At 76.8% G+C, this 15,208-nt stretch carries 7 protein-coding genes; 3 read left to right on the top strand and 4 right to left on the bottom strand.

Annotation, left to right across the window (positions count from 1 at the left end):
• Positions 1-50: 50 nt before the first annotated feature.
• From SXIN_RS10125 to SXIN_RS10110, 4 genes are all read right to left on the bottom strand, one after another.
• On the bottom strand, positions 51-2,045 hold the full coding sequence (locus SXIN_RS10125; RefSeq protein ID WP_238153949.1) for an ABC transporter permease: 1,995 nt from the start codon (positions 2,043-2,045) through the stop codon (positions 51-53).
• Positions 2,046-2,203: 158 nt separating this feature from the next.
• Positions 2,204-3,010 (bottom strand): molybdate ABC transporter substrate-binding protein, encoded by an 807-nt coding sequence (modA, locus tag SXIN_RS10120; RefSeq protein ID WP_019710161.1) that lies wholly within the window; start codon positions 3,008-3,010, stop codon positions 2,204-2,206.
• A gap of 17 nt (positions 3,011-3,027) precedes the next feature.
• Positions 3,028-3,429: a TOBE domain-containing protein gene (locus SXIN_RS10115; protein ID WP_019710160.1), complete on the bottom strand. Its 402-nt coding sequence runs from the start codon at positions 3,427-3,429 to the stop codon at positions 3,028-3,030.
• A 167-nt stretch (positions 3,430-3,596) separates the two neighbouring features.
• Entirely contained in the window at positions 3,597-6,338 is a 2,742-nt protein-coding gene (locus tag SXIN_RS10110; protein ID WP_192883575.1) for a lysylphosphatidylglycerol synthase transmembrane domain-containing protein, read from the bottom strand.
• Between the two features lie 165 nt (positions 6,339-6,503).
• Between SXIN_RS10110 and SXIN_RS10105 the strand changes: the two genes are divergently transcribed.
• From SXIN_RS10105 to SXIN_RS10095, 3 genes are all read left to right on the top strand, one after another.
• Positions 6,504-6,962, top strand: a complete 459-nt coding sequence (locus SXIN_RS10105; RefSeq protein ID WP_420341044.1) for an MGMT family protein — start codon at positions 6,504-6,506, stop codon at positions 6,960-6,962.
• A 210-nt stretch (positions 6,963-7,172) separates the two neighbouring features.
• Positions 7,173-10,658 carry an ATP-dependent helicase gene (locus SXIN_RS10100; protein WP_095756886.1) on the top strand — a complete coding sequence of 1,162 codons (3,486 nt, stop codon included), beginning with the start codon at positions 7,173-7,175 and terminating at the stop codon, positions 10,656-10,658.
• A gap of 182 nt (positions 10,659-10,840) precedes the next feature.
• Positions 10,841-15,040 carry an ATP-dependent DNA helicase gene (locus SXIN_RS10095; protein ID WP_202859797.1) on the top strand — a complete coding sequence of 1,400 codons (4,200 nt, stop codon included), beginning with the start codon at positions 10,841-10,843 and terminating at the stop codon, positions 15,038-15,040.
• The last annotated feature ends 168 nt before the right edge of the window (positions 15,041-15,208 follow it).

Raw genomic sequence — 15,208 nt, 5'->3', positions numbered from 1 at the left:
GCGCTCGACGTGAGAGGAACGACGACGCAACATCGTAGGCCCTGGGTCTGTCAGAGGGTGACGAAAGTGACTTCTGTGGCCTTGACCCCGACCCAGACCGGGGAGCCCTCGCCGAGTGCCAGATCGGCCGCCGCCTGCGGGGTGATCTCGGCGACGACGTCCGGTTCCGCGTCGATCAGCACCCGCAGCCGCCCGCCCTGCGCGCTGATCTCCCGTACCGTGCCCCGCCAGACGTTGCGCGGACTGCCGGACGGCCGCCGGGTGTGGAGGGACACGGCCTCGGGACCCACCACGGCCAGCACCCGGCTGCCCGCCGGCGGCAGCGGGTCGGCGGCGACCAGGCGTCCGCCGCCGTCGAGGTGCAGGACACCGGCCGCACCGGCCGCGCCGTCCGCCGCCGCGGTGGTGCCGGGCCACGCGTTCCGGCCGAGCATCCGCGCCACCCACGGGGACCGCGGATGGCGGGAGACCTCCGGCGGTGCCGCGTACTGCACGGCCCGGCCCTCCTCCAGGACGAGCACCCGTCCGGCGAGCGACACCGCCTCGACCGGATCGTGCGTGACGATCAGGCAGACGCCCGGGAAGCCGGCCAGATGGGTGCGCAGGGTGTGGCGCACCGCGGCCCGGGTGGTCTGGTCGAGCGCGGCGAGCGGCTCGTCCAGGAGCAGCAGCCGGGGGCGTGCGGCCAGGGCCCGGGCGAGGGCGACGCGCTGCGCCTGGCCGCCGGAGAGTTCCCCGGGCCGCCGGTGTGCCAGCCCGCCCACACCGAGCCGGTCGAGCCACCGCTGGGCCTCCCGGCGTGCGTCCGCCCGGCCCACGCCCTGGGCGCGGGCGCCGTAGGCGGTGTTGGCGAGGGCCGGGAGATGCGGGAAGAGGGCGCCGTCCTGCGGTACCCAGGCGATGCCGCGGCGGTGCGGGGGGAGTGCGGAGACATCGCGGTCGCCGAGGAACAGCTGTTCGGCCCGGGCGCGGGGGGTGAGCCCGAGGAGGGCGCGCAGCAGGGTCGTCTTGCCCGCCCCGTTGGGGCCGACGACGGCGACGGTCGTTCCGGCGGGCACGCCGAGGGAGACCCGGGTGGCGCCGGTGACCTCCGCGGTGAGGGCGGGCCCGCCGTCCGGGGCGGCGGGCGGGGGCGGTTCCGGGGCCGGGCCCGGGCCCGGGCCCGGGGCGCTCCGCGTACCGCCGCCCGTGCCCGCCTCCGCGCCGCCGTCCGCGGGGGTGCGCGTGCCGCCGCCGGCCGCGCCGGGCGGAGGCGCGGAGGGGTCCGCCCCGGCCGGGGCGGAGACCGCCGGACGCCGGCCGGTCAGCCAGCGGCCGCGCAGCGCGATCAGCACGGCCGTCGCGATGGCGAGCAGCAGCAGGGAGACCGCCGTCGCGCCCTCGGGGTCGTCCTGGAGCAGGAGGTAGACCTGGAGGGGCAGGGTCTGGGTCGTTCCGGGGAGGTTCCCCGCGAAGGTGATCGTCGCCCCGAACTCGCCGAGCGCCCGTGCCCAGCACAGCGCCGCCCCCGCGAGCAGGCCCGGCGCGACCATCGGCACGGTCACGGTGGCGAACACCCGCAGCGGTGAGGCGCCCAGGGACGCGGCCGTCTCCTCGTAGCGCGGATGGAGGCCGGACAGCGCCCCCTCCAGGCTGATCACGAGGAAGGGGAGGGAGACGAAGGCCGCCGCCACGACGGCCCCGGCGGTCGAGAAGGACAGGGTGAGCCCGGTCCACGCCTCCAGCCGGCCGCCGAGCAGGCCCTGGCGTCCGTAGCCCTGGAGCAGGGCGACACCGGCGACCGTGGGCGGCAGGACCATCGGCAGCATCACCAGGACGCGCACCAGGCTCCGGCCGGGGAAGCGGACGCGCGCCAGCAGCCAGGCCAGCGGCACCCCCAGGACGAGGGACAGCAGCAGGGCCCAGCCGGAGACGGCGAGGGAGAGCGCCAGCGCCTCCAGGACGGCGGGCCGGGTCAGCCGTTCCGGCAGTCCGGTCCAGGGCGTCCCGGCGAGCACACCGGCCAGCGGGACGAGGAGGAAGGCGACGGCGAGGGCGGCCGGCAGCGCGAGGGCGAGTGGCGGGCGCCCTCCGGGCCGCCGGAGACGGTTCCGCGCTCCGGGCCGGGCGCGCCGGGCGGTGGCGCCGCCGGAGCTCCCGCCGTGCTGTTCCCGGCCTTCCCCGGGGGTCTTCCCGGGGGACGTCCCGGGGGTTCCGGTGCGGCTCACGGCCGGGTGAACCCGGCGTCGCGCAGCAGGCGCTGGGCTGGCTGCGAGCGCAGCCAGCGGACGAACTCGGCGGCCGCGGCGGGGTGGCGGGAGCCGCTGAGCGCGGCGGCGGGATAGGAGACGGCGGCGTCCCGGCCCTCGGGCAGGTCCACGGCCGAGACCGCGTCCCCGGCGCTCATGACGTCGGTGCGGTAGACGAGGCCGGCGTCGGCCTCCCCCAGCCGGACCTTGCCCAGGACCGCTCGGGTGCTCGGTTCCCGGGAGACCGGGGTGACGGTGACGCCCGCCCCGTCCAGGACCCGCTCGCTGTAGCGGCCGACCGGGACCTCGGGGGCGGCCAGGACGACCTTGAGGCCGTCCCGCCCCAGATCGCGGAGGCCCCGGACGTTCTCGGGGTTCCCCGGGGCCACGGCGACGGCCAGCTCGTTGCCGGCGATGACGGCCGGGGTCTCCGTGTCCTCCGCCACCGCGTCCATGGTGGCGGCGTCGGCGGTGACGACCACGTCGGCGGGCAGCCCCTGCCGCACCTGGGACACCAGTTCCTGCGAACCGGCGAAGGAGAGACGCACCGAGGTTCCGGGGTGCGTCCGCTCGTAGCGGGTGGCGAGCCGGGCGGACACATCGGTGAGCGAGGAGGCGGCCAGGACCGTCAGCTCCGTCGTACCGCCGTCCGCATCCGTGCCGCCGGAGCCGGAGCCCGGGGCGCAGGCGGTGGCGGAGGCGAACAGCAGAGCGGCCGCGAGGGCGGCCGGCGAGCTCCGTGCGGCGGCCACCGCGCGGAGTGCGGGGCTGCTGTGATCCATGGCTGCTGCTCCGTGGCTCAGACGAGATCGATGTGGACGTTGGTGGACTTCACCCGGGCCACCGCCTCCATCCCGACGGCCAGACCCAGTTCCTCCACCGCCTCCCGGGTCAGCAGGGACACCAGGCGGTGCGGACCGGCCTGCACCTCCACCTGCGCGGCGACATCGCCGGTCTTCACCGAGGTGATGATCCCGGGGAAGGCGTTGCGGGCGGTGGTGTACGGCTCCTCCTCGCCGTCGCCCGGGTGGCCCTCGGCGGCCAGGGCGACGGAGAAGGCGGCCAGGTCCGGGCCCTCGATCAGCCGCTTGCCGGCGCCGTCCCGGCGGGTGGGGAGCCGGCCGGAGTCCGCCCAGCGGCGGACGGTGTCGGGACTGACGCCGAGCAGCCGGGCCGCCCGTCCGATGGTGTAGGACCGCATGTGCGGCACTGTACGGACGATTCCCTCGCACATGCAAGGTGATGGGCGGGCTCGGTCCGGCAGCTGCGGTGCCGCGAACACGGCGCGGCCGTACGGAGGTGGGCCCCGGCGGGCAAGGGGGAGACGCGCCCCGGGAGGCTGCGGGCCGCCGCGGCCCGGTCACAGCACTAGATGGCGGCCTTGCGGGTGAGCTGCGTGAAGGCGAACCATCCCGGCAGCACCGGCAGCCAGAACGTCATCAGCCGGAAGAGCAGCACCGCGGGGGTGGCGATCTCCTTCGGCAGACCGGCCGCGATCAGGCCCAGCGTGAGCGCCGCCTCCACCGCGCCCACACCGCCGGGGGTCGGGGCCGCCGAGCCGAGCGCGTTGCCGGCGAGGAAGACGACGGCGATGCTCGCGTAGCTCAGCTCGCCGCCGAACGCCCGGATCGAGGCGTCCAGGCACATGACGAACGCGAGCTGCATCAGCAGCGTGCCGCCGATCCCGGTCAGCAGCTTCTGCGGACGCTGCATGATGTCGAGCATCCGCGGCACCACCCCGGCGAAGAGCGACCGGACCCGGGTGGAGACGAACTTCCGCAGCACGGGCACCGCCGTGACGATCAGCGTCAGCACCGCCGCCGTCAGCAGTCCGGCGATCACCGTGCGGGAGGGCGAGAGCGACGGAGTGCGCTCCGTGCCGGTGAGATAGCCGAAGGTGGCCAGCAGCAGGATGTGCAGGCCGAGGCCGACGAGCTGCGAGGCGCCGACGCTCGCCACCGCGAGCCCCGGGCGCACCCCCGCCCGCTGCAGGAAGCGGGTGTTGAGCGCGACCCCGCCGACGGCGGCCGGGGCGACCAGCTTCACGAAGGAGCCGGCGACCTGGGCCATCACCGTCCGGAGGAAGGGCACCTTCTCCGAGACGAAGCCGAGGAGGTTCAGGGTGGCGCCGAGGTAGCTGAGCGCCGCGAAGAGCAGGGCCGCCGCCACCCAGCCCCAGCGGGCCTCGGCGACGACGTCCCGGAAGCTCACATGGGTGAGCTGGGAGAGCAGGAAGTACGCGGCGAAGGCGCCCGCGATGAAGGTGACGAGGGTGCGCGGCCGGATCCGTTCCAGCCGGGCCGGCTCCACCGGGGCCTGCGGGCGGATCAGCAGGACCTGCCGCCGGATCTGCGCCAGCAGGTCCTCCTCGCGGGCCTCCTCGATCGCCTCGTCCACGGCCCGCTTCTCGGCGCGTACGGCCTTGCGGTCCGGCAGCAGTGAGGACGGGCCGTGGGCGGCGGCGTGCCGGGCCCGGGACGCCGCCACCGCCGCCTCCCGCTCCCGCTGCGCCCGGTCCTTGGCGCGTCTGCGGAGTTCGGCGCGGGTGGCGCGGCTGAGGGCGATCGGCTGGAGCAGCGGCAGGCTGTCGGCGACGGCGTCCGGGCCGAGGACGGCGACCGCGGCGCTCACCGACCGCTCGGCGCCCACCCGCAGCCCGAGTGTCGTCAGCAGCTGGGCCACGTCCATGCGGAGCACCAGGTCGCTCGCGGCGATCTCGCCGCCGCGCAGGTCGGTGAGGACCACCCCGCCCGAGCGGTCCACCAGGATCGCGTCGCCGACGAGTCTGCGGTGGGCGATCCGCCGTGACTGGAGTGCGCGCACCTGGTGCCAGGCGCCGTGGAGCAGCTCGTCGGTGATCTCCTCCGCGGGCAGGGAGTCCAGGCTGCGGCCGCCGGTGTGCTCGTAGACGAGCATCACGGCGTCCGGGCCGAGCTCCGAGGTGGCGATCAGCCGGGGCGCGTTGGCGCCGGCCGCGATGGCGGCGTAGGCGAGCAGCGCCTCCTGTTCCAGTGCCTGGCGGAGCGACTGGAGGCTGCGGCGCTGGGTGATGCCGCGCAGGGCCATCCGGCGCCAGACCCGGTAGAAGAAGCCCTGCGCCTGCTGTTCGCGGTCGACGACGGTGACGTCGAGGGGCGGGCCGTCCTCCAGGGTGACGAGGTAGCTGCGGCCGCGGTCCTGCCGCTCCGCCTCCTGGTCGTCCTCGGTGCGCATGGCGCGGACGGGGGTGAAGCCGACGCGGCGCAGACCGGCCAGCAGCGTCTGCCCGGTCGGCCGTACGTTCGGTGAACCGACGGCGTAGAGCGTGCCGTAGGCGACGGTCCAGCCCAGCAGCACGGTGACGACGATCGAGAACGGGGTCGAGAAGCCGCCGACGAGCACCGCCAGCGAGTCGAGCAGCAGGACGAACCAGAGCACCACCCGCCAGCGGGGCCGCCGGGCCATCCCGACCGCCGTCATATAGGCGATGACGGGCGCCAGATAGCCGTGCACCGGGTCGGTCACATCGCCGCTGGGCGCCTGCTGGGTGAGCGCGTCGCGAATGGAGCCGGGGGCCGACTCGGCCACCCACAGGTCGGTGAGGAGCGCGAGGCCGTGGGCGAGGACGGCCGCCAGCACACCGTCGGCGATGCGCAGCCCGTCGCGCTTGGCGAGCCGTTCGATGGCGAAGGCCACCGGCACGATCAGCACGGTGACGCTGGAGGCCAGACCGGCGAAGTTGATCAGGAGGGTGGGCGCCTGGCCGGTGCCCTTGCCGATGTCCTTCTCCAGGCCCTCGGTCGTGCCGTGGGCGAAGGCGGCGACGGCCAGGACCACGGCGATGCCGAGCACGCCGAGCAGCAGCCGTACGAGGTCGGGCGGGCGGTGTACACGGGCGGGCAGCAGCGGCTCGTCCCCGGAGACGGGGTCGGTGTGCTCCTCGGCGCGCCGCCCCGCGGGGGTGGCGCCGGAGTCGGCGCGCTCGCCGCCGGCCGCGCCGTCACCGGGGGAGCCGTCGGCGGCGGTGTGACCGGCGGGGATGTCCGGGCGCGGCGGCGCGGCGGAGCTGCCGGCCCCCTCGGGGCCGCGGCCGTTCCGCTGCTCTGCCGTCTCTTCTTGGTCTCGTATCACCAGTCACCGCCCGGAAGATGGTGTCACGGTTGCGCCCGGTCGAGGGGCAGGAGGGCGCATTTCGGAGGCGTGGGAAATCCCACGCACGCCCCTCGGCGCGCCGCCCGGGACCGGGTCGGCGGCCGCACCGGGACGGTGTCGGCGCCGTGGTGCAGGATGGGCCGGATGAGTGGAGAGAGCACCCCGGAGGGACCGGGGGACCTGCCCGAGTACGCGGAGCGGGTGCTGGCGACGGCCGAACTGATCCCGCCCGGCCGCGTGATGACGTACGGCGACGTGGCCGAGTGGCTCGGCGAGGCCGGTCCCCGGCAGGTGGGCCGGGTCATGGCGCTCTACGGCGGCGCCGTCCCGTGGTGGCGCGTGGTGCGCGCCGACGGAGCGCTGCTGCCCGGGCACGAGAGACGGGCCCTCGACCACTACCGCGCCGAGGGCACCCCCCTGCGGCAGCCCCGGGGCGGCTCCGGCCGGACCCCGCGCATCGACCTGGCGGCCGCCCGCTGGGACGGCGGCACCGGCGCGGCGGCAGCGGGGGACGGCGCCGCACCGCGCGGTGCGGGGGGCGGCGCGGAGCGCGGTGCCGGGGCGGGGGATCACATCGGACAGCATCCGTCATCCGGCCCGTGAAACGCCCGCGGGTTTTCCCCGTGAGCCGCCCGCGCGTTCCCCCCGGGCCCCGGACGGACCGGTGTGCCGCGCGGCGCCCCGTGCTTCCATGAGCGGGGTGCCCCCGCCGCCGCGGACGGGCGGCACCCGCGCACCACCGTCACACCCGGCCGTCACCGGGCGCCCTCCGGCACACGGCGACCAGCACACCCACCAGGACCGGCGACCCACGTGAGCACCTCCCTCCCGTCCCTCTCCCCGCACCCGCGGGTACGGCAGCAGCCGGCGGGTCCGTACCGGCTCGTGCGGACCCCGCCCGGGCCGGTGGCCCCTCCTGTCCTGGACGCGGACCAGCGCGCCGTGGTTGAGCACGGCGGGGGACCGCTGCTCGTGCTCGCCGGGCCCGGCACCGGCAAGACCACCACCCTCGTGGAGACCGTCGCCGAGCGGGTGCGCCGCGGCACCGACCCGGCGCGCGTCCTCGTCCTCACCTTCAGCCGCAAGGCCGCCGTCGAACTGCGCGACCGGATGGCCGCCCGGCTCGGCGGACGCGGACCACAGGCCACCACCTTCCACTCGTACTGCTACGCGCTGGTGCGGGCGCACCAGGACGCCGATCTCTTCGCCGATCCCCTGCGGCTGCTGTCCGGCCCCGAGCAGGACGTCGTCGTCCGCGAGCTCCTCGCCGGGCAGACCGAACTGGAGCGCGGGGGGCGCGGTGCGGTGCGCTGGCCGGACGACCTCCGCGCCTGCCTGACCACCCGCGGCTTCGCCGACGAGGTCCGCGCCGTCCTGGCCCGCAGCCGGGAACTCGGCCTGGGCCCCGGAGCGCTGGGCGCCTTCGCGGCCCGGACCGGACGGCCCGACTGGGGCGCCGCGGCCTCCTTCCTCGCGGAGTACCTCGACGTGCTCGACGCGCAGGGCGTGCTCGACTACGCCGAACTGGTGCACCGGGCCGTGCTGCTCGCCGAACGTCCCGAGGTCGCCGCCGAGATCGCCGGGCGCTACGACGTGGTGCTGGTCGACGAGTACCAGGACACCGACGCGGCGCAGGTCCGGCTGCTGCACGCGCTGGCGGGCCGGGGCCGCTCCCTGGTGGCCTTCGGCGACCCCGACCAGTCGATCTACGCCTTCCGCGGCGCCGACGTGAACGGCATCCTCGGCTTCCCGCACGCCTTCCCCCGGGCCGACGGCCGGCCCGCGCCGGTGCGCGTGCTGCGCACCTCCCGGCGGTCCGGTGCCGCCCTGCTCGCGGCGAGCCGCCTCGTCACCCGCCGGATGCCGCTGCCCCGGCTGCCCGCCGACGTCGTCCGCGCCCACCGGGAGCTCGTACCGGTACGGGACGGCGGCCGGGCCGAGGTCTTCACCTATCCGACGGCGGGCGCCGAGCTGGACAACATCGCCGACATGCTGCGCCGCGCACACCTGGAGGACGGCGTGCGGTGGAGCGACATGGCCGTCCTGGTGCGCGCCGGGGGGCGCTCCATCCCGGGCGTGCGCCGGGCGCTCACCTCGGCAGGCGTCCCCGTGGAGGTCGACGGCGACGATCTGCCGCTGCGCCACGAACCGGCGGTGGCACCGCTGCTGACGGCGCTGCGCGCGGCGGCGACGGCCGCGCTCCCCGGCCGGCGGGAGCCCGCGGGCCGCGGGACGGGCGGCGGCGTCCCGGCCGGGGCGGAGGACAGAGCCGGCGCGGAGGACGGAGCGGGAGCCCGGACGGAAGCCGGGCAGGCCCCTGTGGCGGCGCCGGAGGCCGGGACCCGGGCGGCCGGGGCGGGCCCGGAACCGGAGCCGGAGCCGGGGTTCCAGCCCGAGCCGTGGGCCGCCCGGCTCGACACCGAGACCGCCCTCACCCTGCTCACCTCCCCGCTGGGTGGCATGGACAGCACGGACCTCCGGCGGCTCGGCCGGGCCCTGCGCGAGGAGGAGCGTGCGGCGGGCAACCCGCTGCCGCGCCCGTCCGACGTCCTGCTCGCCGAGGCCCTCGCCGAACCGGAGCGGCTCGTCGCGCACGACCCGGCGTACGCGCGGGGCGCGCAGCGGCTCGGCACGCTGCTGCGCAAGGCGCGCGAGCTGCTGGCCGGCGGCGGCACCGCCGAACAGGCGCTCTGGGAGCTGTGGGACGGCACCCCCTGGCCGTCGCGGCTGGAGCGGGCCGCCCTGCGCGGCGGCGCGGCCGGGCGCAACGCGGACCGCGATCTGGACGCCGTCTGCGCGCTGTTCGAGACCGCCGCGCGCGCCGAGGAGCGCGTCGGCGGCCGGGGCGCCCTCAACTTCCTGGAGGAGCTCGACGCCCAGGACATCGCCGCCGACACGCTCTCCGGCCGCACCGTCCGGCCCGACGCCGTCCGGCTGATGACGGCGCACCGGTCCAAGGGCCTGGAGTGGCAGCTCGTGATCGTCGCCGGGGTGCAGGAGGGGCTCTGGCCCGATCTGCGCCGCCGCGGCTCGCTGCTGGAGGCCGACCGGATCGGCCGGGACGGCATCGCCGAACCGCTCACCCCCGGCGCCCTGCTCGCGGAGGAGCGGCGGCTGTTCTACGTCGCCGCGACACGGGCCCGCGAACGGCTCGTCGTCACCGCCGTCAAGGCGCCGGCGGACGACGGTGACCAGCCCTCCCGCTTCCTCACCGAACTCGGCACGGACCCGGTCGACGTCACCCAGCGCCCGCGGCGCCCGCTGTCCGTGGCCGCGCTCGTCGCCGAGCTGCGGGCCACCACCGTCGATCCCGCCGCCTCACCGGCGCTGCGCGAGGCGGCGGCCGAGCGGCTGGCCCGGCTGGCCGCACTGCGGGACGAGGACGGCCGGCCGCTCGTGCCCACCGCGGACCCCACCCGCTGGTGGGGCCTGTACGAGCCGACGCACAACCGGGTCCCGCTGCGCGACCGGGACCAGCCCGTCGCCCTCTCCGGCAGCGCGCTCGACCAACTGGTGAACACCTGTTCACTCCAGTGGTTCCTGGGGCGGGAGGTCAGGGCGGACAAGCCGTCGACCGCCGCGCAGGGCTTCGGCAACGTCGTCCATGTGCTCGCCGACGAGGTGGCCTCCGGCCGCACCCCCGCCGATCTGGACGTCCTCATGGAGCGGCTGGACTCCGTCTGGGACTCCCTCGCCTTCGACGCCCCCTGGAAGTCCCGCCAGGAGAAGGAGAACGCGCGTGCGGCGCTGGAGCGCTTCCTCAGCTGGCACGTCCTGGACCGCGGCGCCCGTACCCCGGTCGCGGGCGAACACGGCTTCGACGTGACGCTGGAGGCCGGCGACCACGCCGTCCGCATCCGGGGCAGCATGGACCGGGTCGAGGCGGACGCCGAGGGACGCGCCTACGTCGTCGACTTCAAGACGGGCAAGTCCAAGCCGGCCGGCCCGGAGGTGGCCCGCCATCCGCAGCTGGCCGTCTACCAGCTCGCGGTGCGCGAGGGTGCGCTGGACGAGGTCTTCGGGGGCCGCACCCCCGAGGCGGGCGGCGCCGAGCTCGTCCATCTGCGGCTGGGGGCGCCCAAGAAGGAGGGCGGTGACGCCCTGCCCGCCGTCCAGGCGCAGGAGCCGCCGGTGACGGAGGCCGGCGAACCGGCGGAGTGGGTGAGCGGGCTGCTCGCCGACGCGGCCGGCCGGGTCCTGGACGAGCGCTTCACCCCCAGCACCGGGCAGCACTGCGGGCACTGCGCCTTCCAGAACTCGTGCTCCGCCCGGCCCGAGGGCCGGCACGTCGTGGACTGAGGCCGGTACCGCGGAAACGGCGGCCGGGGCCCGCCCGCGACGGCTAGGCTGCCGGGACCGGCGCGGGCCGTCCGCGGGGTCCCGGCCCCGTCGCCCTCCGCCCCCAGGGCACCAGGGCTCCGGGCCCGCCGCTGAAGCCGCCGCGGCCACGGCTGTCGGCGGGCACCGCTAGCCTCACTCGGGTGGCAGCACGCATCACCGACCCCGAGCAGCTCAAGGAGCTCCTCGGCATCCCCTTCACCCCGGAGCAGACGGCCTGCATCACGGCGCCGCCCGCCCCGCAGGTGATCGTGGCCGGGGCCGGCTCGGGGAAGACCACCGTGATGGCCGCCCGCGTCGTCTGGCTGGTCGGCACCGGACAGGTCGCGCCGGAACGGGTGCTGGGCCTGACCTTCACCAACAAGGCGGCCGGAGAACTCACCGAGCGGGTCCGCAGGGCCCTCGCGGCCGCCGGGATCACCGACCCGGACCCCGCTCCCGGTCCGGGCCCCGGCCCCGGAGCGCTGCCGCGGCCGCGCGGCGAGGGGCGGGAGCGCGTCCGGGCCGGTGGCGAGCCCGGTCCCCCCGGAGCCCCGGACGGAGCCCCGGCCGGCGACGAGCCGTCCGGTGAACCGCAGATCTCCACCTACCACGCGTTCGCCGGGCAGCTCCTCAAGGAACACGGCCTGCGCATCGGCCTCGAACCCACCGCCCGGCTGCTCGCCGACGCCACCCGCTTCCAGCTCGCCGCGCGCGTGCTCCGCACCGCCCCCGGCCCGTACCCGGCCCTCACCAAGTCCCTCCCGGCCCTGGTCGAGGACCTGCTCGCGCTGGACGCGGAACTCGCCGAGCACCTCGTGGAGCCCGAGCGGCTGCGCGCGCACGACACCGCGCTGCTGCGCGAGCTGGACGGGGCCCGGCTGAGCAACGCCGAGCTGCGGAAGGTCCCCGAAGCCGCCCGCGCCCGGCTGGAACTCCTCGAACTCGTGAGCGCCTACCGCGAGGAGAAGCGCCACCGCGACCTGCTCGACTTCGGCGACCAGATCGCGTTCTCCGCGACCCTCGCCCGTACCCGCCCCGAGGTCGGCCGCATCCTCCGCGAGCAGTTCGAGGTCGTCCTCCTGGACGAGTACCAGGACACCTCCGTGGCCCAGCGCATCCTGCTCTCCGGGCTGTTCGGCGGCGGCACCGGCCACGCCGTCACCGCGGTCGGCGATCCCTGCCAGGCCATCTACGGCTGGCGCGGCGCGTCCGTCGCCAACCTCGACGACTTCCCCCGGCACTTCCCGGACGCGGCCGGCCGCCCCGCCCGCCGCCAGGCGCTCAGCGAGAACCGCCGCAGCGGCGGCCGCCTCCTCGACCTCGCCAACCGGCTCGCCGCCCCGCTGCGCGAGATGCACGAGGGCGTCGAGGCGCTGCGCCCCGCGCCCGGAGCCGAGCGGGACGGCGGCGTGCGCTGCGCGCTGCTCCCGACCCACGCCGGGGAGCTGGCCTGGCTGGCCGACTCCCTCGCCCACCTGGTCCGCACCGGCACCCCGCCGGGCGAGATCGCCGTGCTCTGCCGCACGGCCGGCGACTTCGCCCGCATTCAGGGCGCGCTCGTCGAACGGGACGTCCCGGTGGAGGTCGTCGGCCTCTCCGGGCTGCTGCACCTGCCCGAGGTCGCCGACCTGGTCGCCGTCTGCGAGGTGCTGCAGGACCCGACGGCCAACGCCGCGCTGGTCCGGCTGCTGACCGGACCGCGCTGGCGGATCGGCCCGCGCGACCTGGCACTGCTCGGCCGCCGCGCCCGTCTCCTCGTCCGCTCCCGGCGAGGCGGCGACGCCGGTGACGACCCGGACCGGCGGCTGGCCGAGGCCGTCGAGGGCACCGACCCCGCCGAGACGGTCTCGCTCGCCGACGCCCTCGACACCTTCCTCGTCCCGGACGGGGCGGGACGTTCCGGCCCGTCCGGCCGGCCCGAACGCTCCGACGACGGACTGCCGTTCTCCGCCGCGGCCCGGGTCCGGTTCGCCCGGTTCGCGGCCGAGCTGCGCGAGCTGCGGCGCTCGCTCGCCGATCCGCTGATGGACGTCCTCCACCGGGTGCTGGCCACCACCGGCCTGGAGGTCGAGCTCTCCGCCTCGCCGCACGCGCTCGCCGCCCGCCGCCGCGAGACGCTCGGCAACTTCCTGGACGTCGCCGCCTCCTTCGCCGCACTCGACGGAGAGGCCGGCCTGCTGGCCTTCCTCGGCTTCCTGCGCACCGCCGTGCAGCACGAGAAGGGCCTCGACAACGCCCTGCCCGGCGGGGACAACACGGTCAAGGTCCTCACCGCGCACAAGTCCAAGGGGCTGGAGTGGGACGTCGTCGCCGTACCGGGCCTGGTCGCCAAGCAGTTCCCCAGCGCACAGCCGCGCGACTCCTGGACCTCCCGGGCCAAGGTCGTGCCGCACGCCCTGCGCGGTGACGCCGGCACCCTGCCGGACGTCACCGCGTGGACGGGGGAGGGGATCAACACCTTCCGGGCCGCGATGAAGGAACACCAGGCGACCGAGGAACTGCGGCTCGGCTATGTGACGTTCACCCGCCCGCGGTCGCTGCTGCTCGCCTCGGGCCACTGGTGGGGGCCGTCGCAGAAGCGGCCCCGCGGCCCCTCCGCGTTCCTCGAAGAACTGCGCGGGCACTGCGAGGCGGGGCACGGGGAGATCGACGTCTGGGCCGAGCCGCCCGCGGAGGGCGAGGAGAACCCGGCCCTGCGGGAGGCCGCCGAGGAACAGCCCTGGCCGCTGCCGCTCGACCCGGCGGCCCTGGAGCTGCGCCGGAGGGCGGCGGAGCGCGTCATGGCCCACCTGGACCGGATCGTCCCGGGAGAGCGCGGGCTGCCCGGGGAGACGGACGCAGGTCCCGCCGGGGTCGGCGGCCCCGGTGTGCCCGGGACCGAGGCCCTGCCGCATCCGGCGGACGCCGTCGGGCCGGAGCGGCACGCTGAGCCGGGGAACGCGGCGGGAACCGGCGGCGAAGTGACCGGTGCGGAGGTGCCGGGTGCGGATGCGCCGGGCGCGGAGGTGCCCCCGGGCCTGCTCTGGGGACCGGAGCTCCGGGACACGGAACCGCCCCGGGATCCGGACTGGCCGCCCCCGCCGGAGGACGAGGACGGCAGCGATCCGTTCATCCCCGGCAGCGGTGCACCCGCACGGCCCGCGCCCCGGGACCGGCCGGAGCACGGAGAGACCCCGGCGGCACCGGGCCGCCGGCCCCGCGACGGTGCGCCCGGCGGAGCTCCCGGCGGTGCCGACGCCCACGGCGCCGTACCCGACCCCGCGCGGGAGCGCGACGGAGCCGGGGAGCACCCGCGTGAGCCGGACACCACGGAGCCCGGCTCCGTCCCTCCGCACCCCGGCCGCCCCGGTGCCGTCCCGGCCCGGCCCCGGGTTCCGGGCGGACGTGAGCGCACCGCGGAGACGGACCCGCTCCCGGACCCGGACGCGGAGCCCGCCGCCGGACGGCTCATCCCCGAGGAGGCCCGCACCGTCGCGTCATGGGACCGGGATCTGGACGCGCTCGCGGGCGAGCTGCGCCGCGCCCGCGAGGCCGTGCGCGAGGTGCCCGTTCCCCGCACGCTGAGCACCTCCCAGCTGCTGCGCCTCGCCGCGGACCCGGGCGGCTTCGCGCGTGAGCTGGCCCGGCCGATGCCGCGCCCGCCGCAGCCCGCCGCCCGGCGGGGCACCCGTTTCCACGCCTGGGTCGAGTCGCGGTTCGAGGAACTGCCGCTGCCCCTGCTCGGGCCGGAGGAGCTCCCCGGTGGCTTCGACGACGAGGGCGCGGCGGGGCAGGAGATCGCGGACGAGCGCGATCTGGCAGCGCTGAAGGAGGCGTTCGACCGCACTCCCTACGCGCGCCGCACGCCGTTCCGCGTCGAGGCGCCGGTCCAGATCACACTCGCGGGCCGGGTCATCCGGGGCCGCATCGACGCGGTGTACCGGGAGCGCGGCCCGGACGGAGACGTGTTCGAGATCGTGGACTGGAAGACCGGCCGCTCCCACTCCGCCGACCCGCTCCAGCTCGCCGTCTACCGGCTCGCCTGGGCCGAGCAGACGGGGGTTCCGCTGTCGTCGGTCACGGCGGCGTTCCTGTACGTCCGCAGCGGCGAGGTGGTCCGCCCCCGGAACATGCCGGACCGGAGGGCCCTGGAGGACATCCTCCTGGGCGGGAGCGGCAGTGACCGCGACGAGGACGGCGGAGACGGTGACAGCGGAGACGGCAACGGCGGAGGAGACGGCGACGGCCACGGCGGAGGAGACGGTGACGGCGACGGCCACGGCCACGGCCCCGGCACGGGTGACCGCCGCGGCGCGGGTGAGGAGCGTGCGGACAGCGGTGAGGGCACCCGGGCAGCGGACGGCGGTGACGCCGGGCCCTGACCGCCGGAACCCGACCGCCGGCGGCGGCCGTCCGCCCCCGCCCGGCTCCCTCCGCCCGCGAGCGGATCGCCGCGCGGCCCGCCCGGAGTCCGCCGCCACCCGGCCGGATAGGCTCGGAACCATGAGCGTCACCCCGGACAGCGCCGTCCGTGCCCCCGGTCCGTGCAC

The sequence above is a fragment of the Streptomyces xinghaiensis S187 genome, from assembly GCF_000220705.2.
In the GTDB taxonomy this organism is placed as follows: domain Bacteria; phylum Actinomycetota; class Actinomycetes; order Streptomycetales; family Streptomycetaceae; genus Streptomyces; species Streptomyces xinghaiensis.
The sequence above is the reverse complement of the archived record's forward strand: the minus strand, read 5'-3'. Positions and strand labels throughout refer to the sequence as shown.